Genomic DNA, 22,454 nt, shown 5'->3' with positions numbered 1-22,454 from the left:
AACCAGTAGAATATGGGTGGATGAAGTAAGTACTCCCCCAATCATAGGCAGCACAATTGGCTGCATCACATCGCTTCCAACCCCTCCCGACCATAAAACTGGTATCAGTCCAAATAATGCAACACAAACCGTCATGATCTTGGGCCGTAAACGTTTCGCAGCTCCATTGATCACGTATTCTCTCAGATCCTCCTTTGTAATTGTCTCACTGGAATTGCCCTTCAGAGCAACCAACTGACGCATCGCATCATTCAAATATATTACCATCACAACACCTGTTTCAACAGCGATCCCGAAAAGCGCAATAAAGCCAACCGCAACAGCGACTGAGAGATTCACTCCCCAGAAATAAACCAGGAAAGCACCTCCTATAAGTGCGAAAGGGATAGTCACCAGACTTAAAAATGCCTCTCTGATTGATTTAAAAGCAAGATATAGTGCCAGAAAGATGATAAAAATCACTACAGGCAGAATATAGATCAGGGTTTGCTGTCCGCGGATCAAGTTTTGATACTGACCGCTCCATTCTACAAAATATCCATTGGGCAGTTTCAGGTCCTTATTCAGCTTATCAATAGCCTCCTGAACTGTATGTCCCAGATCGCGCTCACGAACATTGAACATAACAGCGCCTCGCAGAATTGCATTTTCAGAACTGATCATTGGTGGTCCATCCACAAAACGGATCGTTGTAACGGCTGATAATGGTATAGTTCCCGCATCGGGTGAAGTCAGTGGAATTCTTTTCAAACGGTCGATACTGTTCCGGTACTCCTGACCCAGTCGCAAATGAATATTAAAACGTTGCCGGCCTTCAACTGTTGATGCAAAAGGTGCACCCCCAATTGCCGATTCAACTGTCGCATTAATATCATCCACAGTTAATCCGTAACGCTCCAATTGGTCGCGTCTGATGTCAATCTCCAGATATTTCCCGCCGCTAACAGGCTCCACATACAGATCCTTCACCCCTTCAATATTCTTCAGCATAGTATGAACATCTTCAGAGATATGGCTGATCTGTTTCAAATCCTGCCCATAAACCTTAACACCAACATCGGTACGGATACCAGTTGAAAGCATATTGATACGGTTGATGATAGGTTGTGTCCAGCCGTTCACCACACCGGGTATCTGAAGTTTGGCGTCTAACTCATCAATGATGTCTTTTTTACTGATTCCGGGCCTCCACTCGCTTTTTGGTTTCAGCGAAATGATCGTTTCGATCATACTGATCGGAGAATTATCAGTTGCTGAACTTGCCCGCCCTGCTTTGCCCAAAACATGGTCGACCTCCGGCACTGATTTGATGATTTTATCCTGAACCTGCAGAATTCGCTTGATCTCTGAATTGGAAACATCAGGCAATGTAACCGGCATAAACAAGATCGATTGCTCATCCAGAGGCGGCATAAATTCTCGTCCAAGGCTCATCATCATGGGAACAGAGATCAGTAAGGCCAGAATATTAACTCCAAGTGTAGTTTTTCTGTTTCTGATACAAGCCCGGATCACCGGAAGATAGACCTTCTCCAAACCTCGGTTGACCGGATTATCATGCTCCTGACGGAAACGTCCTTTCATAAAAAATGAAATTATTACAGGAGCCAGCGTAAGCACCAGTACCGCATCGATTATCAGAATAAAGGTTTTGGTATAGGCCAGTGGATGGAATAATTTCCCTTCCTGCCCGGTAAGTAAAAATACCGGCAGAAAAGAGGTGATAATAATTATTGTTGAATAAAATACGCCTCTTGATACCTGCTGACAGGCTTTTTCGATGATACTTAGTCTTTCTTCATTAGAAAGTTTAACATAATCATCATTCTTCTTTAGTTTCGATCTATTCCACATCTGCATTTCCTCCTTTTCTTTGTTCGTTTAATTCTGCCTGCCTGACTGCAAGGTTTTTATAAGAATTCTCTGCCATGATGATTCCGTTATCGACAATCACACCTATCGCCAATGCGATACCGGTTAATGACATGATATTCGATGAAATATCAAATGCATTCAGCAAAATGAAACTGGCAGCAATGGTGATTGGGATCTGAATAATGATACTGATTGCGCTTCGCCAGTGAAACAGAAAAATGATCACGATCAGCGATACCACGATCATCTCTTCAATCAGGGTGGTTTTAATAGAAGATATTGATTCTGCGATCAATTCACCCCGGTCGTAAACAATATTGAACTTCATCCCCTGGGGTAAACCCTTAGCTACTTCAGTCATTTTTGTCTTCACTTTGCGGATCACTTCATCGGCATTCTCACCATAACGTAATACCACAATCCCCCCGACCGCCTCTCCTTCACCATTATAATCAAAAATCCCAAGGCGGCTTTCTCCGGCCATCTGAACGGTACCGATATCCTTTATCTTCACAGGAATAGAGTTTTGAGTACGTACCGCCAGATTTTCGATCTCTTCAATTGATTTTAGGTAACCACTGGTTTTAATAATATAACCGATGCCACTCATCTCAAACTTCCTGCCTCCTGCCTCATTATTATTACTCTTAACTGCCTGCATCACATCCTGAATGCTCAGCTTATAATAAGTCAGGCGATTGGGATCAATACTGATCTGATACTGCTTCTGGAAACCACCAAATGAAGCGATCTCACTCACTCCTGCTACATTCTGGAGAGCAAATTTGATATACCAGTCCTGAACTGCCCGCTGTTCTCCAAGGTCCATACCCGGAGCTTCAAGGGTGTACCATAGTACATGACCGACTCCGGTACCATCTGGGCCAAGCGTCGGACTAACACCTTCGGGCAAAACATTGCCGATCGAATTGAGGCGCTCCAATACCCTGGACCTTGCCCAGTAAACATCCACATCATCTTCAAAAATGATATAGATGAAACTCATCCCGAACATGGAATTGGCACGAACATAGTTCACTTTGGGCAATCCCTGAAGATTGGTAACCAGAGGATAAGTAATCTGATCTTCAATGATCTGCGGACTCCGTCCCATCCATTCAGTAAATACAATAACCTGATTTTCCGAAAGATCGGGGATAGCATCAATCTTACTCGTTTTGACCGAATAGAGTCCCCATCCAAAAAATCCGGCTGCAAAAAGCAAGACAATGAAACGGTTCCTTAAAGAAAAGGAAATGATCTTTTCAACCATTGTAATTAGTGCTTATGATCGTGACTGCTGCTATCAGTCATCATACTGTCTGACATGTGATCCGAATCTTTAACAAGATCCATTTTGCAGATTGAACAGGTACCCGGCTTATCACTTTTTATTTCAGGGTGCATCGGACAGGTATATCCTACTCCGGCTGTTTGAGTGGATAATGAATCAGCTTCTACGGCCGCAGGCTTTTCTGAGCTATTGCAGGCAGCGCTGAATAAAAGAACTAAAATTGCGATTGAATAAATTAATTTTCTCATGACGATAATATTTATTGTTAATAATAAAATGAATAGATGCGATAATTCATCGAATGACTATTATTCCAATGAGTCTATCAGAATAAAAAGCATACGAAATCAGTCCGAAAGGAAATCAGACCAGGAGGAAATAAAAATCAGATACGGAAATTACAGTTTCGAATGAAAACAGCTGTTTTCAATGTTCGTGGGGGAGCATTACTCTCAGGGATCAGATCCGCAGGAGTTCCCGGTAAGATTTGGCTAAAGTCAGGGTAAGAGATTGGTGCTAAAGCAAAAACAAGGGGTTGAAAGGTGCTTAACGGAGCTTTTTGAGATTCCTTTAGCTTATATTCCTGTTTCTGATCTTTACAACAGTCCTCAGAAAGACCCTTCTTCATGCCGCAATTACTGCAATCGGCTGCTTTTTCTGATTTGTCACCAGAAAGCCCCCATTCGATCAGCTCTCCCATGCAATAATGGAAATGCACAGTCGCCCCGGATGAAACACCCAGGTAGAAGACAGCTAAAACGGTGATTAAAAGCCTTTTCATGTAATTGATTACAAAGATTGGTATAAAATTCTGATATATTTTATATAATTTTTTGAAATGTTTATAGAATTTGGTTGTTTCAGACAGAAGCTTAGTGCATAGTTTCTTACTGCTGTCAGTAGAATTAAGTTTTTCTCTTTGTAGAGTTAGGAACAGCGTATCTACAGATTACATGATAAAAGCATTCCAGCTAACATGCATAACGCGAAGGCATCTTGATAAACCAGAAATCGCTGCACGCACACACCAGCCAATAACAAGATAGAGACATTGCACTTAACCTCTACAGGTTACCGAATTCAGACCTGTTTCAAAAAAACTTGGCGTTATTTAACTCCCGGCTCGTGGTCTATTCCAAATGGTCTGTCGTTCCTTTCAGGATGGGTGTTACTGAAACTAGTATTACGCTCTATTATGGGAGTATTATCATCACTTCCATCCCCATCACTTAGAGAGTTTAAAATGGTATAATTACCAGCTTTACCGACCTGATCCTGGAGAACATTAGTATCTATGGACTCAGTCATTGTAAGTAATACCCCCTGAGGTTTCAATTTTACTTCCGCATCTGTAACATCCGGCAGTTCCATTAATGCTTGTTTTATGTTGTTCACACATGATTCGCAACTCATTCCGGCTAATTCATAATACTTTTTCATCTGATTGATCTTTATTTACTAATGGTGATGTAGGGATCATGAAATTCATCACTGATCTCTCCTGGTTGAGTATGTAACCTGAAGCAATGTCAATTACTTCCAAAATCGCAACTTAATATTGTATAAATATCAAACACTATGCCAGCATGCTTAAAACATAGTATTGAGCCTGTTAGCAATTATTGAATATCACTCTTTTGCTTTGATTGTCTGTCAGCTGAAGCGAAGTATCAATTTTGACACTACAGAATTAACATATACTCACATTTCAGCCCATAAAATCTTATATTTAAAGAGCTGCAATCAACACTAACAAATGAAAAACCTATTCTCATTCCCCATAATTTTATCAATAATTCTAGTCAGCGCTGCTTCAAGTGCTGCAGAAAATCTAATCCAAATCAATACTACATGGAAGGCGGGAGTTGCCAAAATAAAGATCACACCTGAAGAGCACATGTGGATGGCTGGCTATGCGTTCCGGAATAAGCCTTCGGAAGGAAAACTGACAGATTTGTGGGCAAAAGCACTGGTTCTGGAAGATGCAGGTGGGAAACGGGCGGTTATGATCTCCCTGGATCTGGTTGCTATCCGAAAAGTAATCTCTGAACCCGTAAGAGACCGTATCGAAAAACAATTCGGATTAACGAGATCTCAGATTCTGATCAATGCTTCTCATACACATACCGGTCCGGAGACTCAATCTGCACCACATATTTTCACACTTGAGAAAAAGGAATTAGACAAGATCGATCGCTATGCTAAAAAACTGGAGGATCAGCTGGTTAATTTAGTCGGCGAAGCCTTGAAAAACCTGCAGTCAGCAACACTTTACTCCGAAAATGGGATCAGCCGCTTTCAGGTAAACAGAAGAAATAACAATGAAAACAATCTGGCTCTTCAAACCGAATTAAAAGGGCCAAATGACTTTGCAGTACCTGTCATTAAAGTAGTTAATGCGAAAGGGAAAATCATGGCCATTGCCTTCGGCTATGCCTGCCACAATACAGTTCTCGGGACCTATGAGTGGTCGGGGGATTATGCCGGTTTTGCGCAGATCGAACTCGAAAAAAGGTATCCCGGAGCAATAGCATTATTCTTTCAGGGAGCGGGGGCAGATCAGAATCCGCTGCCACGAAGGACAGTGGCACTGGCCGTGCAATATGGTGAAACACTGGCAGCCTCGGTCGACCGGGTTTTGAAAGAAGAAATGAAGGCTCTTTCATCTGAGCTAACTCTTTCCTATTCAGAAATTGACCTTAAGTTTGAGAGGGCGAGTCCGACAAAAGAGGAACTGAAAGGATTGATGAGTGATACCTCCAAAACGGCCGATTATCTAAAAGCCAGTGCAAAAGTGCTGCTTTCGAAGCTTGAAAAAGGGGAAAAATTAATGACTTCTTATCCCTATCCTCTGCAGGTCTGGAAGCTTGGAGAACAGCCTCTTATTACGATGGGTGGCGAAGTACTGGTAGGATACGCTAATGAACTGAAAAAAATTTACGGACAGAATATATTTGTTTTTGGATATAGTAATGATGTGATGGCTTATATTCCAACCAGCACCGTATGGAAAGAAGGTGGATACGAAGCAAGCCGTTCGCCCATATTTACTACACCATGGGTTTCGGATATTGAGGATGTGATTATCATGGAAGTGAGAAGACTTGCTGAACAGACCGGGGTTAAGACTACGGGAAAGTAAGATTCACGAATATACCGAGGCACCATCCAATAAACTTAGTCAGTCTCTTTTTTATTTTGTGAACCGATAAGTATCAGGTTACGAATTTACCCGGGCATATTACAAGTATAATTCGTCAGTCGCCACAAATGTGAAGACGAAATCTACTTTCCGCTCGGTCAGGTAATTTCGCAAGTCCGAGAAATACAGACCCGATAGCTACCGGGTTAAGAATTTACTTAGGCAACATGCAAGATAAATTCGTCAGTCGCATCTTGGTTGAGCGACTTACGAAATCGACTTTCAAAACGTCCAGAGGTGATTTCATAAGTCTGATTCCGTAAGTGTAATTAATTCGCAGACATCCGCTTCGGTGTTAGGATAACTGTAATGATACCAACAATTGCTAAAACGATCAAAACAGAGAAGCCATTGGCATAACTTCCGCTGATATCCCTGATCCATCCTACCATCCAGGGCATAATAGCTTCGGCAAGACCATCACCGGTTAAGACAATACCCATAACTCTGCCCATCACTTTAACGCCAAACAGCTCAGCAGCCATTAACGGGATGATCATATAATCACCTCCCAGGCCTATTCCAAAAACGATCGCAAAGACATAGATCACCCCCGGCGTTGTTGCAAAATAAAGCAGTGGGATTGCTGAGGCAACCAGGCAATAGATCAGCAGCATGACATATTTCTTTTCAATTTTATCGGCAAGCCAGCCCATAAATAAGCGACCGAAAATACTGGCAGCAAGGATCAAGGAGAGCACGTTTGCAGCCTGAGTTTGAGAATATTTAAGATCCAAACTGAAGAATAATTTCAAATTCTGACTGGTTGCACTTACCGCTCCTATGGAACACATACTTCCAATCAGCAATAAATAAAAGGCTCTTGTTTTTAAAATAGCTTTAATATCCCGTTTAGGTTCTTCAGGCTTATCAGTTGCGGCAGAATCTCTGGTATGAGGAGGATTATCTTTGACAAACCAGGCCATAGGAAATGACAAAACGATCATTGTCACACCCAGAATGACCAGGGCATGGCGGTATCCGAATTCCACATTTAAAGCTTTTGCTATCTGAGGCGCCAGCATCCCTCCGATTCCGATTCCCAGATAAGCAAAGCCCATCGCCTTACCACGGGCCTTATCAAACCAGCGTGAGGTTAAGACCTGATTAGGCAATGGTCCGCCGCACATATAACCCAAAGCACTGAATATATAAAACACATAAAACTGCCAGAGGGAAGTCATTAATCCCAAACCGATAACTGCTCCGCCGGCCATTAGAATACCAGCCAGCATCATTTTCCTTGGTCCGAAACGATCGATCAGGTAACCCACCACAAATCCGAATAATCCGACCAGAATTTTAGCAAATGCATTACCCGAAGTTACGGTTGCGCGCGTCCATCCAAACTCCTGAACCCAGAAATCATAAAAGAAGGTCAGTCCGTAAAACATGATCCCAATCAGGGAGAACAGACTTAAAAAGCCGGTGGCTGCTACACGTGCCTGACCCGATTTTAATGCAGTTTGATTTTCTGAGTATTCTTTCATCCGGAGTATTGCTCCGGACATGACCGGATACTGAGTCTAAATATAACAACACAAAACACTCTATCAATAAGAATTGATAAAAAAATGTGTTTGGATTGATCGTGTAGGTAAACGGATCGTTTTAAATAGGTTGAATAAAGGCTTGTACAAGCCCACGCAAAGACAGTAGAACCAAACAAATATCAATTCATCTCAGTATACTTCTTGAAATTATTGAGTATTGTCAGCCAGCCAGCCCTTTGCATTTCAACAGGATTTTCCGTTTCAGCGTCAAAGCTTACAGAGACTTCCGTTTTCCCTCCAGCATCATCAAAAGTTACTTGTACTTCCCTCCCATCAGGCATGGTGTAACTAAAGCTTTCAGCAACAATTATTTGATCATAAACAGCTTCGAAGTCAAAACCAAAGCTTCCATCCTTGGCTTCCATTCTTGCGAGATATTTTCCGCCTACCCGCATATCATTTGAAGCATAAGGGCATTGCCAGTCCTGGCTTGCAAAGTTCCATTTTGTAATATGTTCAGGCAGGGTGTAATAGTCCCAAACTTTTTCAATATCTGCAGAAACAATAGCCTGAATTATTATTTTATCCCCTTTCATAATGCAGGATTTATATTAATCGTTCCAAATGTCCTTTACGCTTGACTATGTTTTTATAATCCCATTGAATTTCCCTTGATTTCTGCAGCCAACGCTTCAAATCATTAGTTTCAATATCGGAAACATGATTATAGAATACAGAGGCATCCTTAAACTTTTTACCTCTGATATTTAGTCCTTCCTCATCGAAACCGGCTCCACTCCAGAACATTAAGCGAACCCCCGGTTTCTGTTTGCTGTAACCAACAATTGGATTCCCGTCTAAAAACCATACCGGATGGGCATGCCAGATTTTACTTTCAGCATCAGAAAGCTCAGCATCGATTACCGAAGCAAGTAAGTCGCATATTTCCTTGTCATGCGGACTTAATTTTTCATTGAAGGTCAGTATTTCAAGGTTCATACCTTTTGAATGTAATGATTATCCAGCTAATCAGAAGGTTTTAATTCATCGAATGCAATCCAATCGTATTTCCTTCAGTATCCATCAGAATTGAGCAAAATCCATGCTCACCAAGTGACATTTTAGGCTGCAAAACTTTACCTCCGGCTGCTTCTGCCCTTCCTTCTTCAACCGAACAATCCTCGCAGGCAAAATAAACCAGGGTACCACCTGCACCCGGACCCATATTTTCCATTTTTACCAACGCTCCGCTAATATTCCTATCGTTTTCTGCCCAGGGGAAACTAAGCATTTGCATTTCACCCACACTGTCGGGCATTGGCAATTCGTTTAATTTAATTTGCAAAAGTGCTTCGTAAAATTTCTGAGCCCTGCTCATATCATCTACATAAATTTCTACCCAGGTAAACGGGTTTTTAGCTGGTGCTGCCATAGGCTATAATTGCTTGATTATTAAATATTATATATCTGCTATTTTGATTTAGCTCAGATACTCCTTACTTAACTAAAGTATAGGTCAGAGCCCCCGAAGGACACCTATCCACCTGAGCTTTTAACTCTTCTGTTGAGGCGTTTTCAATCCTAATCCAGGGGGATTCTTTCGGTTTATATACTTGCGGCAATGTTTTTACGCAAATACCCGCATGCTGGCAAAGTTTAGGCTGCCATTTGATGATGATTTCACCATTAGAATATTCTTTGTTCATAAGCTCCAAAATTTAAAAACAAAATACAAAATTTAATTTTTACGCACTATCGCTAAAGGCTAATAAATTATCCGGACTTTGAAGAAAAGATCAGTGTCTCTTATCTGAACTGTTTAGGTTTTAGCCTTTGCGCGGATAATTCGACGATTTCTGAAATCCGCTTTTGTCTGGTTTCAATTCTTCTTGCCAAAACCAGCCATTGCAAAATATTCCGTTTATCAGATCTGCTTAAACTGAGAAAATAATCCTTTGAATCAGGGATTGTTTGGAATTCTGCTTCCAGATCATCGGGGATTTCGAGAGATTCAGCCGTATCTAATATCGACCAGAACCCGTTTTGCTTTGCAATCTCAATACATTCAAAACCAGCATCAGTCATTAGTCCCTCTGCTATTAAGCGCCCGACCCTCTCCTTGTTAATTTTTGACCAAACGCTTTTAGCTTTTCGTTTGCTAAAGAACTGCATAAACCTTTCATCATCAATCGGTTTAGCCTTGCTGTCTATCCATCCGAAGCAAAGGGCTTCATCCACCGCATCATCATATTTCAGGGTAGGTTTACCCGACTTAATTTTATAGTAAATCAACCAGACCGATTGTCGGGATTGATGATTTTCCATCAACCATTTTCTCCAGTCCGACCGGTTTGTCGGACAAAATGTATCCATCTGCAGTGCACTCATGAATCACTGTTTTTTTCAAAATATACCTTTCCGGTTTGGTTTGAGTTCTTGCAATTAAATTCCATGCTTCCAAATCAAGCTTTACAGTTTCTCCATACCATTGAACTCCCCCATCAAAATTGTCCTTTACTCTCTGATATAATTCTTCCATCAGCTCGGTATGTGTAGGTTCAAGCCTGGCTAAAATGCTTAGAAGATGATCCCGTATAAAATTGTACTTCTCTAAAGAGATCTTCTTGTTCGCTTTACCGGCTTGCGGATGCAATGTTTGAATTAACTCTGTTCTCATTTGATACAGTGTTATGAGATATCAGGGTTTACAATTAGTTTTAAATCTCTATTTCGACTGAATACAATAAGAAGTAATTTTCTGAATCTGATCAGAATCGTTGAACTCGTATAAATCACAGGCAGAAACGAAAGAAACCCGTTTTCCATCCCGTATAAACTCGGCTGTCCCATTTATAGCAACCTTATTAGCCTCCGAAATCACATTCAATGTTTTAAACTTGGTCGTAACAGATTTAAAGTATTGTCCCACCTGATTGCAATTTTCAACAATTGCATTTTTCCCTATGAATTTATCCTCTTCAACTACTTCCCAAATGGCATCATCGGCAATGAAATTTTTTGCTTTGTCAAATTCTCCGTTTGAAAATGCGGTGGCTATTTCTGGTTTAGTCATTTTCTTTATTAATCAAATTCGACATCACGATTATTGTAAGCTCATATTAAAACCTTGGTTAAATATGCTTATTGTCAGAGAGATATCCAAAGCCCAAAGAAAATTACACCCTGTCTGGTAAAAATCCTACATAGAAATACATCTTGTTCTGAGGCTTCCTTACAAAGAGATATTTATACTAACAAGGAATTAAGCCAAACTTCAATAAATCGATTTTGAACTCCAACAGCAGTTATATATCAACAATGAACAATTTGGTCATGAGAACAATTTTCTATATATTCAATTAGATGAGGTACGTTTTTATCTTTTAAGGAAGCCAACATTAAACCAATTCACTTTCGGTCAAGCCTTTTACTTTCAGACGGGAAATTTACTCGGAATCCCTTCGAGACAGGAGGCAGACAGATTCGGGACAGATCAATCTGTATAGCTATTTCAGTACGTCACACAACGTGACAATCTTCGTACCATCTTCGTACCAACATTATACCAAGTGTGTAGATCCTTCGATCAAAGGGTACTTTGATCGAAGGATCTACACAGGAAGTAATATGTAGAACTATACTTGTTCTTAACATTATTCCAGGACGAAGTGGCAAAGGACTGCTGGCTTGTCTCCTTTCTGTCTGTCTTATCGTACTCTCCAGATAGCTTTGTTGGCATTTTATAATATCGATTTATACCAATTCGTGCCAAACTATGCCAAAGTTTTAGTTTAACGGATTCTATGTTTGATCTGCAGGGAAATAATTAACCATTCGTTAAAAGAAAATCAAATCATAGGGGATACTAAAATGTAGACAATCACATCAAACCCGGGAAAAGTGGCATGGCAACAACTCCTTTCAGAGAGAATGCGTTACAGCGATAACAGGAAAATTAAAATTTTTAACTGTTTCTTAGTCAAGAATTATGTTCAGTCCCTGTTCTCTGAGTTTTTCCAATCCGTCCTTAATTGTTTTAATTTGTTCGGGGCTGCGTCCCTGCCAGACAGTTACTTCTCCGATTACTTTAAAAGGATGTTCCGAACGGTAAGACATCGTAGGATTACCGGGAAACTTTTTATCTGTTACATTTGGATCATCTTCTATGTCACCTGTTGCCTCTACCAAAAAAATTCTTTCCCTTCCATTCCCTGAAGCGAGTTCTGCTCCCAAAACAGCGGTATTCAATGTTGATGAGACATAAACATGCTTTAGCTCTCTGTCCTCATAGTTGGATTTAAAGCCAACTTTTATCAAATCGCCAATCTTCAGCTCAGCCTTTGTCCCGTGAAAATATGTTTGGGCAAAAGGAGTTGCGATATGAGGGTTTGTCTGATCTTCTTTGCTCATAGTAATTTTTAGGATTATTTTTTGTTTACATTTTCAATTTTCCTGTCCATTATTTCCAGGGCATTTTTAAAGTATTTTTCTAAGATGTTTAATTCTGCAGTGCTGAATGAGGAGAAAAGTTCGTCAGTGCTGTCCTGAAAATCCTTGTAAAATGGCGTAATCAGTTTCGTTATTTTTTCAATGTTGGGGATTATGATTATTTTTCTTCTGTCCGTTTTGTCGGATTGTCTTTTCACAAGTTTTTTGCTCTCAAACCTATCTATTAATCCTGTAACAGCACCTGTTGACAATCCAGTAAGTACGGCAAGTTCCCCCGCTGTCATTTGTCCTTTTTGGATTAAGAAGCCCAGGTATTTATGATCCGTTCCAATTAATCCAATTTTTCTCCCGATGCTTTCATGAAGTTGTATAGAGGTATAAGCATATTGCTGGCTCAATTTCCTCATCCTGATAATTTCTTCCTCCGGATTCATATTACTTAGTTATTAAATATCTCAGCTACAAAGCTAATTATAACTTTCAAAATCAGCAAAAAAGTTGATTTTGAACTTATGTTACTTTGATAAGGTTTTCAGATCTTCCTGATCTGTCCTACAATGACAGCTGCCTTATTTATAGAAGCAATAAAACCATTAAGAGAATGCTGTACGGAATTACAATGACTGCAGGAAAAACAAAAAGGCCCCGGAATTATCCGGAGCCTTTTTCGTGGGAAATACTGGGTTCGAACCAGCGACCCCTACCTTGTCGAGGTAGTGCTCTAAACCAGCTGAGCTAATTTCCCTGTTCAGCCTCAAATCTATAAAAATTGAAGGATTTCCTTGAGAAATAAATATTTCTATCTTAAATCCTCATTGATTTCAGCCAGAACTGAAGAACCTGGACAGAGATCTGCTTCCTCAAGGGTGTTTAACGGCCGGTCGGTTGAGTTTATCGTATGATGCAGATCTTCGGTATCGGTTTCGATGTAAAGCAAGCCGGTCAGTATCTCATTCCGGTTTCTGGCATTACGCAGCGCATTCATCGCTTCCATCCTGTTAAAAGGATCGCGGTTAGCCGCCAGCTTTTCAAGTTTGATAAAGGTACCGTCGTGCAGCATCACTTCAGTCCCGGTGCCTGATTCATAGCTAGCCAATATCTCAGATTTCTCAGGAACAAGGTCGGTTTTGCCAGTCGCTTCGATATGCTCACGTACGTAGTCGTATGATTTTGTGGAGCCGGGGTTATTATTGAACGTTACGCATGGTGAAATTACATTGATGAATGCAAATCCCGGGTGACTTACCGCCGCTTTGATCAGCGGAACTAGTTGTTCCTTATCTCCCGAAAAACTTTGGGCAACGAAACTTGCACCAAGTTCAAGCGCCAGTCCGGCAAGATCAATTGGCTGAAATGGATTCACGGAACCCGCTTTGCTCTTTGAACCCGCGTCGGCAGTAGCCGAATCCTGGCCTTTGGTCAATCCGTAGCAGCCATTGTTCATCACTATATAAACCATGTTCAGATTACGACGGATCACATGCACAAACTGGCCCATACCAATCGAAGCTGTATCCCCATCTCCAGAAACACCCATATAAATCAGGTCACGATTTGCCATATTGGCGCCGGTGGCTACCGAAGGCATTCTTCCGTGTACCGAGTTAAATCCATGCGAATTTCCAAGGAAATAGTTTGGCGTCTTGGAAGAGCAGCCAATACCTGATAATTTGGCTATCCGGTGAGGTGGAATCGATAATTCAAAACAAGCCTGAAGAATACTTCCGCTGATCGAATCATGTCCGCAGCCGGCACATAAGGTTGAAAGCGAACCTTCATATTCCCTGGTAGTATATCCAAGATCATTTTTTGGCAGATCAGGATGGCGGAATTTAGGACGTATATATGTCATGACAGAATTTTACTGGTTGCACCATTAAGTGCAGGTGATAAATTTTTATTGATCAGCGTCATGATTGCATGCGCTGTGATTGGCATCCCATCATAATTGAGAACCGGGATCATTTTATGAGGGTTAACATTGAGCTCATTGATCAGCAGACAGCGCATTTGCCCGTCGCGGTTTTGCTCAATAACAAATACCTTTTCGTGTGTATTAATAAAATCTTCTACCATTTGATTGAAAGGAAATGCCCTCAGCCTCATTGCATCAAAATTAAGTCCGCTTGAAGCCATTGTATCCATTGCCTCCTCTGCTGAATAGGTAGATGTTCCAAAGAAAATCAAACCAAAAGCACTCTTATTCTCCTTTTGATAAAGGTATGGGGCTGGTACCATATCTTTTGCAGTATTCCATTTTTTGAGCAAGCGGTCCATGTTGCGGGTATAAACACGTCCATCTTCGGTATATGCAGCATATTCATCCCTCGAAGTACCGCGTGTAAAGAAGGAGCCTTTGGTTGGGTGTGTTCCAGGAATTGTGCGGTATGTAATTCCGTCACCATCTACATCCAGATAGCGTCCAAAACGCGGTAATTCTTCTAACTGAATTGCATTAAGCACTTTACCGCGATTGTATTTCCGGGTATCATCCCATTGAAAAGGTTCAGACATATGGTCGTTCATTCCCAGATCCAGGTCGGTCATCATGATGATCGGCGTTTGCAAAGACTCTGCCAGATCAAGCGCTTCGGCAGTCATCTCGAAACATTCCTTCGGGGTTGATGGAAATACCAGAACCTGTTTGGTATCGCCATGCGAAGCGTAGGCCGCCAGTAAAATATCAGATTGCTGGGTTCTTGTTGGCATACCTGTAGAAGGACCGGTACGTTGTACATCGATCAGCAAAGTTGGAATTTCTGCAAAATAAGCCAAGCCGAGGAATTCATTCATCAAAGATAGTCCCGGACCGCTGGTAGCCGTGAATGAACGAGCACCATTCCAGTTTGCACCGATTACCATCCCAATTGCGGCAAGTTCATCTTCTGCCTGCACAATTGCATAATTTCGTTTCCCTGTTTCCTTATCGACCCTTAACTTTTTTGCATAAGTCTCAAAAGCCTCAACCACCGAAGTTGATGGTGTGATCGGATACCAGGCGACGACCGTAGCACCACCATAAACGGCACCAAGTCCGCAGGCCGAATTACCATCAATCAGAATCTTATCACCAACCAAATCGCGTCTTTCCAAACGAATATCCAGAGGATATGCATAATTGCTGTGAATGTAGGCAATACCCAGATTCAGGGCTTTGATATTCATCGCAACCAGCTTCTCCTTGCCTACAAACTGCTCGGCAAGCAATTGTTCCAGTACCGAAAATTCGATATCAAGCAGGGCAGAAAGTGCCCCAACATAAATGATATTCTTAAACAATTGCCGCTGCCGCGGATCGGTGAATTCACGAAGGCACATTTCCATCAGAGGAAGTCCGATATAGGTCACATCAGGCCGGATCAATGCCGGGTTCAGTGCCTTGGTACAATCGTAGATGAAATATCCACCGCTTTTCACTGAAAGCACATCATCAGGCATACTTTGAGGGTTCACACAAACCATCAGGTCTACCCCTTCCCGGCGACCGAGATAACCCTTTTCACTCACCCTGACATCGTACCAGGTTGGAAGTCCCTGTATATTTGAAGGAAATATATTTTTAGGTGTCACGGGGATTCCCATCCGGAAAATAGCTTTTGCAAACAGGTAATTTGCACTTGCAGACCCTGTACCATTGACATTCGCAAAACGAATGACAAAATCATTAACTTTTGAATTAGGCATTTCTTAACCTGCTTTGGTAACTTTATATAAATATTGCTGCATATCCCATGCAGATGTCGGGCAACGCTCAGCACACAAGCCGCAGTGCAGGCAAACGTCTTCATCTTTTACCATCACCCTTTGGGTAGGGAGTGTATCGGATACATAGAGGTCCTGAGTTATATTTAAAGCCGGAGCTTTGAGTCGTGTCCGTAAATCATCTTCTTCCCCATTTACGGTAAATGTGATGCAGGAAGTCGGACAAATATCAACGCATGCATCGCATTCGATACATTTATCTTTTTCAAATACAGTTTGCACATCGCAATTGAGGCAGCGATGAGCTTCTTTAATTGCGGTCTGAATATCAAAACCGAGCTCAACTTCCAGCTTACGATCAGATAAAGCAGCTTTCTTTTCAGCCTGGGGAACAATAAAACGCTGGTCATTAACCACATCATTATCATAGCTCCATTCATGGATCCCCATTTTCTTTGAAACCAGATTGGTAAATGGTGCAGGGCGCGCGGTTAGTGCTTCTCCTCTGCAATACAGATCTATGGAGATGGCTGCCTGATGCCCGTGAGCAACAGCTGTGATTACATTTTTTGGTCCGAAAGCCGCATCACCACCAAAGAAAACGCGCTGGTTAGTCGACTGATGAGTTAATGCATCAACAAGCGGCATTCCCCACTGATCAAAATCAACACCGGTATCCTTTTCAATCCATGGGAAACTGTTTTGCTGACCAACAGCGACAAGCACGTCATCGGCTTCAATAAATACTTCTGGCTCGCCGGATGGAATAAGACTGCGTTTGCCCTGCTCATCATAAACGGCTTTTACTTTTTCGAAGGTCATTCCGGCCAGTTTGCCATTTTCGATCACATAGGTTTTAGGTACATGGTTTTCAAAGATGGGAATATCTTCATGCATTGCATCCTCAATCTCCCATGGGGAGGCTTTCATCTCTGCAAAGGGACTACGTACCACAACCTTCACCTCTTCACCACCAAGGCGGCGGGAAGTACGGCAGCAATCCATGGCGGTATTTCCACCTCCCAGTACAATCACTTTTTTACCAATTTTGTGGGTATGCTCGAAAGCTACGCTTGCAAGCCATTCTATTCCGACATGTACGTTCTTACCGGCTTCTTCGCGACCGGGTAGTATCAGATCACGACCTCTCGGAGCACCTGTGCCAACAAATACTGCGTCGTATCCTTTTTCAAGAATTTCGTTCATGCTGGATACATAGGTATTGAAATGGGTATGGATTCCCATATCGAGAATATATCCTACTTCTTCGTTCAATACATCATCGGGTAACCTGAAGGAAGGAATCTGGCTGCGCATCATTCCCCCACCTGCAGCATGTTCATCGTAGAGGTGGATCTCATATCCTAAAGGGGCAAGATCGCGGGCTACGGTTAATGATGCTGGTCCGCCGCCGATCAAAGCAATGCGTTTTCCATTCATTTCTGAAGGAATACCAGGCATGAATGCCCTGACATCGTCCTTATTATCTGCAGCTACCCGCTTAAGCCGGCAAATTGCAACAGGTTCTTCTTCAATTCTGCCTCGACGGCATGCAGGTTCACAGGGACGGTCGCAGGTTCGCCCGAGTACCCCGGGGAAAACATTCGACTCCCAATTGATCATATATGCCTCGGTATATTTTCCTGCTGAGATCAACCTGATATATTCAGGTACCGGAGTATGTGCGGGGCAGGCATATTGACAGTCCACAACTTTGTGGAAGTATTCCGGATTTTTGGTATCTGTTGGTTTCAACTAGCTATACAGTTCTTAAACGATAAAAATAATTTAAAATGAAACATCAATCTAATGGAAATTTACACTATTTTAATAGTATTTAATCTTTAATTTAACATATAATCTTTCTCAATTTCGTGCTGATTCCGTCAAAATTCATTGCAATCAATTATAAATTCCAACATCTTCAGGCAATCATAAAGTACCTGAATACCAAACTGATTGGTATGTTCAATATCAGAAATAAATAGAATGAAACAAATTTTATTGAATAAGATATTTTAGACAATTATTACGGACTCCCTTGCCTACGCGCTTGGCCATAAGCGCCCCCCTCTCCGAAGAAGTCCATTGGACCAAAGGGGGATTGCGCGGTGCCCAGGTATTTGAGTAAAATGCAAAGTTTACTCTTGACTGGTATTCCTCATACCAATTATAAATTTTATATTCAGTCCTGCTTGAAACTATAAAAAGACCATGATCAGAAAAATAAAAATTGCGTTGATCGCCTTATTAATATTCACACTTAATCAATCAAGTACCCCTGTTAAAACTTTAGCACCTGTCGGTCCCAATATCATTTTAATCTTCATGGATGATATGGGATATGGTGATCTTTCCTGTTATGGAGCACTCGATATAAACACCCCTAATATTGACCGGCTAGCCTCAGAAGGCATTCGTTTTACTAATTTCCTGTCGGCACAAGCGGTTTGCAGTGCATCGCGTGCCGCAATTCTTACCGGTTGCTATCCTAACCGTTTAGGCATCTCAGGAGCATTATTCCCCGCTTCACCGATCGGTTTGGCCAGGGAGGAAATGACCATTGCAGACCTCCTTAAACAGAAAAAATATGCAACAGGAATATTCGGTAAATGGCATCTTGGAGATTCACCGGAATTCCTGCCTCTGAATCAGGGTTTTGATGAATATCTGGGCATTCCATACTCTAATGATATGTGGCCAGTGAATTTTGATGGTCTGCCTGCAAAACCCGGAACCAATAAATATCGTTTCCCTCCTCTGCCATTGATCCGAAATTATGCCCCGGTCGATACCATTAGTACCCTTGAAGATCAGGCTCTGCTGACCAGCAGGCTGACAGACGAAGCCATCAGTTTCATCCGCAGAAATAAAAAGAAATCGTTCTTTGCTTACATTCCGCATCCTATGCCTCATGTTCCGATTAATGCTTCTGCAGCATTCAGGGGTAAAAGCAAGCAGGGATTGTATGGAGATATGATTCAGGAGGTTGATCATAATGTTGGAAGGATCATGAATGCACTCAAAAAAGAAGGTCTCGAAAAAAACACGATGGTAATTTTCACAAGCGATAATGGCCCCTGGTTAAATTTTGGGAACCATGCCGGGAACACTGCTGGTTTGAGAGAGGGAAAAGGTAGTTCTTTCGAAGGGGGACAAAGAGTACCGGGTATAATACGGTGGAAGGGAACAATACCAGGTGGATTGGTGTCCAACCAGTTAGCTTCCACAATTGATCTTCTTCCTACCATTGCGAAACTGACAGGAGCATCGCTTCCAGACAAAAAGATCGATGGTGTTGACCTTGGTGAGATCTTAAAAGGCGACCTGATGGCAAGTCCCAGAAAGAACTTTTTATATTATTACCGCAAAAATTCACTGGAGGCTGTCCGTCGTGATAACTGGAAACTCGTTTTCGAGCACCCTTCCCGTTCCTATCTCGATCAGGCACCAGGTGTTGATGGCTTTCCAGGTGCAGCACCCGAAAATGTTATCATGAAAGAGGCCCTTTACGACCTTCGCAGAGATCCCGGTGAACGCTATGATGTACAGGCCTATTTTCCGGAAATCGTAAAAGAACTAAAGACACTTGCTGATCAGGCGAGGGAAGATCTTGGAGATGACCTTCAAAAGAAAATGGGTAATAATAATCGACAGCCAGGAAAAGTATTGAATTAATTTATTCACTTATGTCCAGGGTAAGCTTGAAATCGAATTTCATGAGAACTAGAAGGTCCCGGCTTTCGCGGGATCAGATAGCTATCGGATCCATCGAATATTTACCACAATAGTATTATCTCTTTATCACCAGGTTCCCTTATAAATATGGTCAAACTTCTTATCACCAATAGGTTTTAAAGGAATATACAAACCCTGTGTATCCGAAAGCCAGTCCCAGAGTTTTTTGTTCAGATCCTTTGCCAGGTCCTGTAATTCGGGTTTGCGGATCAGATTATTCAGTTCATAAGGATCCTGCTGAAGATCATACAACTGATCAATATCCCAAACTCCCTGACTACGGATGAATTTATAGCGATCGGTTCGAACCGCATATTGCGTGGGTGTTTGCGGAAATGGATTCTCCCAGTAATATTCATAAAACACTTCCTTCCGCCAGTTCTGGACAGGATTTCCTTTCATCAATGGCAAAAAAGATGTCCCCTGCATTTGTTTTGGCTTTTTAACTCCAGCCATTTCCAAAATACTCGGGGCAATGTCCACATTCAGTACCATTTCCTTCACTTTGGTTCCCGCTTTGATCAATGCCGGTGAACGGGCGAGCAAAGGTACCCGCATCGACTCTTCATAGGCATGACGTTTATCGATCAGACCATGTTCTCCAAATGAAAAACCATTATCTCCCATGTAAATCACGAGGGTTTCTTTATCGAGACCATTAGCCTTCAGGTAATCAAGTACCCTGCCCACACTGCTATCCACACCCATTAAGGTCTCGAGGTAATCCACGTAAAATTTATCGAAATCGGTTTGTCCGTGATACATGAAATCAACTCCATGCCAGCTGTAGCGCTGTGCCCTCACCCATTGCGGGATATCTTTATAATTAAATATATATGCACTTGAATCAGCCTGATCGCCACGGTTAAATCGCTTGCTATCCTTGCCGGCAGTTGAGAACATAGACACCGGATATTGAATGCGGATGTCCTTATATTTTCCTTTATCCCTTTTTGCCGGATAAAAATCAGCATGTACCGCCTTGTGCGACAGATAAACGAAAAAAGGCTTGCTTTTATCGCGTTTATCCAGCCATTCTAACGTGTAATTAGTTAGCACATCCGTAACATAGCTGCTATCTGTATAATTAATCATCTTCCCATCGACATTGATTTTGGGATTATAATAATCCCCCTGCCCGGCAAAACTCACCCAGCGATTAAATCCGGGCCGCGGATCGGCACCACCCCCGCCCATATGCCATTTCCCAAAAAAGGAAGTCTGGTAGCCTGCCTTCTGAAGGTATTGAGGAAAATAAATCAGTGAAGAAGGGGCTGATGCCTGATTATCAACTACCGTATGGGTATGAGCATACTGTCCGGTTAAAATAGAAGCTCTGCTTGGAGAACAAAGTGCAGTGCTGACAAATGCATTTTGAAAATGGGCACCTTCATTCGCAATCCGGTCCAGATTAGGGGTTTTTAAGCCCGGAACTTTGCCGGTAAAACCCATAAAATCATAGCGGTGGTCATCAGAAAGGATGAATATGATGTTGCGGGCTTTTGTACCGGGAATGGCTTCATAACTTAAGTTTTGGGGCTTCTGAGCAAAAGCGGTAAAGGATAGGGAGTAAAATAATATGCCCGATAAGATTTTTTTACTGATCATGCTAATGATTTTATAAGCCGATTGCTTGGGATAAATATAATAAGGTGAATTCTATATTATTAAATTTAAAGATATGCTCCAGATAATTCTGTGATGAGTTATTAAAATTAAACCTTTTCATACGGATTACATTGCAAGGATCTTTATCTTATCCATGTCAATTTTTTTGTTCCGTGATATTCTTCTGACTAATATCTATTCCGCTAAGTCTAAATTTGCTGCTGTTATAAAATGCAATCATTATGAATACTGAAAAAATGAAGGTAGAAATCTGGAGTGATGTTATGTGTCCATTCTGTTATATCGGGAAACGGAGGTTTGAAAAAGCGCTTGATCAGCTGCCAGGAAAAGAAAATATAGAAGTAATCTGGAAAAGCTTTCAGCTGAATCCCGACCTGAAGACCGATCCCTCAAAAAATGTAAATCAGTATCTTTCAGAGGTCAAATGCATGAGTTTGGAACGTGCAGAACAACTGAACCAGCAGGTTACAGAGATGGCTGCTGGCGAGGGACTGCATTATGACCTCAATAAGGCCATTATTGCAAATTCAATGAATGCACATCGTTTCTCCCACTTTGCACTGAGCAAAAACAAGCAGGATGAAGCTGAGGAGTTACTCTTCAGGGCTTATTTTACCGAAGGAAAAAATACAGACGATATCAATGTTTTAATCAATCTGGGCAAGAGCATCGGCCTGGATGAAACTGAACTCAGGAAAGTTCTGCAGAGTGACCGTTATACAGAAGATGTGCGAATGGATATTTATGAAAGTCAGCAGCTTGGCGTTCGCGGCGTTCCATTTTTTGTATTCAACCGTAAATATGCAGTATCGGGTGCTCAGGAGACTCCTGTTTTCCTGCAAAATCTCGAGAAATCCTTTGGGGAATGGAAAAAGGAGCATCCTGCATCGGGGTTACAGGTTCAGGAAGGAGCTGTTTGCCGGCCTGACGGGGAATGTAATTAAGAGAGGAAGCGATTTGATCAGGGCAGGAACGGTATCTGGTTGAGGGTTGATGATAATTATGGTTAATTCCGATTAAGAAATTATTAGGATCTGAAAAGCAGGGTCTGTACCTGTCGCTTGCTTCAGCC

22 protein-coding genes and 1 tRNA gene are annotated in these 22,454 nt (G+C 41.8%); 3 read left to right on the top strand and 20 right to left on the bottom strand.

Annotated features, from left to right (window positions below; translation table 11 throughout):
• The 5 genes from VGE44_RS04930 to VGE44_RS04910 form a co-directional block, all read right to left on the bottom strand.
• On the bottom strand, positions 1 to 1,854 hold a 1,854-nt coding region (locus VGE44_RS04930; RefSeq protein ID WP_414649286.1), incomplete at its 3' end, for an efflux RND transporter permease subunit.
• Positions 1,844 to 3,148, bottom strand: a complete 1,305-nt coding sequence (locus VGE44_RS04925; protein WP_331076634.1) for an efflux RND transporter permease subunit — start codon at positions 3,146 to 3,148, stop codon at positions 1,844 to 1,846. The genes VGE44_RS04930 and VGE44_RS04925, both read right to left, overlap by 11 nt.
• Positions 3,149 to 3,153: 5 nt before the next feature.
• Positions 3,154 to 3,417, bottom strand: a complete 264-nt coding sequence (locus VGE44_RS04920) for a heavy metal-binding domain-containing protein (RefSeq protein WP_331076633.1) — start codon at positions 3,415 to 3,417, stop codon at positions 3,154 to 3,156.
• Between the two features lie 137 nt (positions 3,418 to 3,554).
• On the bottom strand, positions 3,555 to 3,950 hold the full coding sequence (locus VGE44_RS04915) for an HYC_CC_PP family protein (protein WP_331076632.1): 396 nt from the start codon (positions 3,948 to 3,950) through the stop codon (positions 3,555 to 3,557).
• A 326-nt stretch (positions 3,951 to 4,276) separates the two neighbouring features.
• Positions 4,277 to 4,609, bottom strand: coding sequence for a heavy metal-associated domain-containing protein (locus tag VGE44_RS04910; RefSeq protein WP_331076631.1), 333 nt, complete (start codon positions 4,607 to 4,609; stop codon positions 4,277 to 4,279).
• A 316-nt stretch (positions 4,610 to 4,925) separates the two neighbouring features.
• On the opposite strand from VGE44_RS04910, the gene VGE44_RS04905 reads away from it, so the two are divergent.
• Complete coding sequence (locus tag VGE44_RS04905; protein WP_331076630.1) at positions 4,926 to 6,311, top strand: neutral/alkaline non-lysosomal ceramidase N-terminal domain-containing protein; 1,386 nt, start codon at positions 4,926 to 4,928, stop codon at positions 6,309 to 6,311.
• Positions 6,312 to 6,640: 329 nt separating this feature from the next.
• Here VGE44_RS04905 and VGE44_RS04900 read toward each other — a convergent pair whose 3' ends face one another.
• From VGE44_RS04900 to VGE44_RS04835, 14 genes are all read right to left on the bottom strand, one after another.
• Positions 6,641 to 7,861 (bottom strand): MFS transporter, encoded by a 1,221-nt coding sequence (locus tag VGE44_RS04900; protein ID WP_331076629.1) that lies wholly within the window; start codon positions 7,859 to 7,861, stop codon positions 6,641 to 6,643.
• A gap of 182 nt (positions 7,862 to 8,043) precedes the next feature.
• Entirely contained in the window at positions 8,044 to 8,460 is a 417-nt protein-coding gene (locus tag VGE44_RS04895) for an SRPBCC family protein (RefSeq protein WP_331076628.1), read from the bottom strand.
• A gap of 10 nt (positions 8,461 to 8,470) precedes the next feature.
• Positions 8,471 to 8,863, bottom strand: a complete 393-nt coding sequence (locus VGE44_RS04890) for a DUF1801 domain-containing protein (protein WP_331076627.1) — start codon at positions 8,861 to 8,863, stop codon at positions 8,471 to 8,473.
• 40 nt (positions 8,864 to 8,903) lie between these two features.
• On the bottom strand, positions 8,904 to 9,296 hold the full coding sequence (locus VGE44_RS04885; protein ID WP_331076626.1) for a VOC family protein: 393 nt from the start codon (positions 9,294 to 9,296) through the stop codon (positions 8,904 to 8,906).
• A 64-nt stretch (positions 9,297 to 9,360) separates the two neighbouring features.
• A complete protein-coding gene (locus VGE44_RS04880; RefSeq protein WP_331076625.1) occupies positions 9,361 to 9,570 on the bottom strand; it encodes a (4Fe-4S)-binding protein in 210 nt (69 codons plus the stop codon).
• A gap of 100 nt (positions 9,571 to 9,670) precedes the next feature.
• Positions 9,671 to 10,156 carry a YdeI/OmpD-associated family protein gene (locus tag VGE44_RS04875; protein ID WP_331076624.1) on the bottom strand — a complete coding sequence of 162 codons (486 nt, stop codon included), beginning with the start codon at positions 10,154 to 10,156 and terminating at the stop codon, positions 9,671 to 9,673.
• A complete protein-coding gene (locus tag VGE44_RS04870; protein ID WP_331076623.1) occupies positions 10,143 to 10,541 on the bottom strand; it encodes a DUF6958 family protein in 399 nt (132 codons plus the stop codon). Before VGE44_RS04870 ends, VGE44_RS04875 begins: the two co-directional genes overlap by 14 nt.
• Before the next feature lie 48 nt (positions 10,542 to 10,589).
• Positions 10,590 to 10,937, bottom strand: coding sequence for a nuclear transport factor 2 family protein (locus tag VGE44_RS04865; RefSeq protein WP_331076622.1), 348 nt, complete (start codon positions 10,935 to 10,937; stop codon positions 10,590 to 10,592).
• Between the two features lie 902 nt (positions 10,938 to 11,839).
• Complete coding sequence (gene arr / locus VGE44_RS04860; protein WP_331076621.1) at positions 11,840 to 12,274, bottom strand: NAD(+)--rifampin ADP-ribosyltransferase; 435 nt, start codon at positions 12,272 to 12,274, stop codon at positions 11,840 to 11,842.
• Between the two features lie 14 nt (positions 12,275 to 12,288).
• Positions 12,289 to 12,747 carry a helix-turn-helix domain-containing protein gene (locus tag VGE44_RS04855; RefSeq protein WP_331076620.1) on the bottom strand — a complete coding sequence of 153 codons (459 nt, stop codon included), beginning with the start codon at positions 12,745 to 12,747 and terminating at the stop codon, positions 12,289 to 12,291.
• Positions 12,748 to 12,983: 236 nt separating this feature from the next.
• A tRNA-Val gene (locus VGE44_RS04850) sits at positions 12,984 to 13,058 on the bottom strand.
• A 54-nt stretch (positions 13,059 to 13,112) separates the two neighbouring features.
• Positions 13,113 to 14,165 carry a 2-oxoacid:ferredoxin oxidoreductase subunit beta gene (locus tag VGE44_RS04845; protein WP_331076619.1) on the bottom strand — a complete coding sequence of 351 codons (1,053 nt, stop codon included), beginning with the start codon at positions 14,163 to 14,165 and terminating at the stop codon, positions 13,113 to 13,115.
• Entirely contained in the window at positions 14,162 to 15,997 is a 1,836-nt protein-coding gene (locus tag VGE44_RS04840; protein WP_331076618.1) for a 2-oxoacid:acceptor oxidoreductase subunit alpha, read from the bottom strand. The genes VGE44_RS04845 and VGE44_RS04840 overlap by 4 nt, the downstream gene beginning before the upstream one ends.
• 3 nt (positions 15,998 to 16,000) lie before the next feature.
• Positions 16,001 to 17,770, bottom strand: a complete 1,770-nt coding sequence (locus VGE44_RS04835) for an FAD-dependent oxidoreductase (protein ID WP_331076617.1) — start codon at positions 17,768 to 17,770, stop codon at positions 16,001 to 16,003.
• Between the two features lie 459 nt (positions 17,771 to 18,229).
• On the opposite strand from VGE44_RS04835, the gene VGE44_RS04830 reads away from it, so the two are divergent.
• Entirely contained in the window at positions 18,230 to 19,693 is a 1,464-nt protein-coding gene (locus VGE44_RS04830) for a sulfatase (RefSeq protein ID WP_331076616.1), read from the top strand.
• 126 nt (positions 19,694 to 19,819) lie between these two features.
• Here the strand turns inward: VGE44_RS04830 and VGE44_RS04825 are convergent, their stop codons facing one another.
• Positions 19,820 to 21,361, bottom strand: coding sequence for a sulfatase (locus tag VGE44_RS04825; RefSeq protein WP_331076615.1), 1,542 nt, complete (start codon positions 21,359 to 21,361; stop codon positions 19,820 to 19,822).
• A gap of 242 nt (positions 21,362 to 21,603) precedes the next feature.
• On the opposite strand from VGE44_RS04825, the gene VGE44_RS04820 reads away from it, so the two are divergent.
• A complete protein-coding gene (locus tag VGE44_RS04820; protein WP_331076614.1) occupies positions 21,604 to 22,326 on the top strand; it encodes a DsbA family oxidoreductase in 723 nt (240 codons plus the stop codon).
• The last annotated feature ends 128 nt before the right edge of the window (positions 22,327 to 22,454 follow it).

The organism is Daejeonella sp., assembly GCF_036405355.1.
GTDB lineage: Bacteria > Bacteroidota > Bacteroidia > Sphingobacteriales > Sphingobacteriaceae > Daejeonella.
The sequence above is the reverse complement of the archived record's forward strand: the minus strand, read 5'-3'. Positions and strand labels throughout refer to the sequence as shown.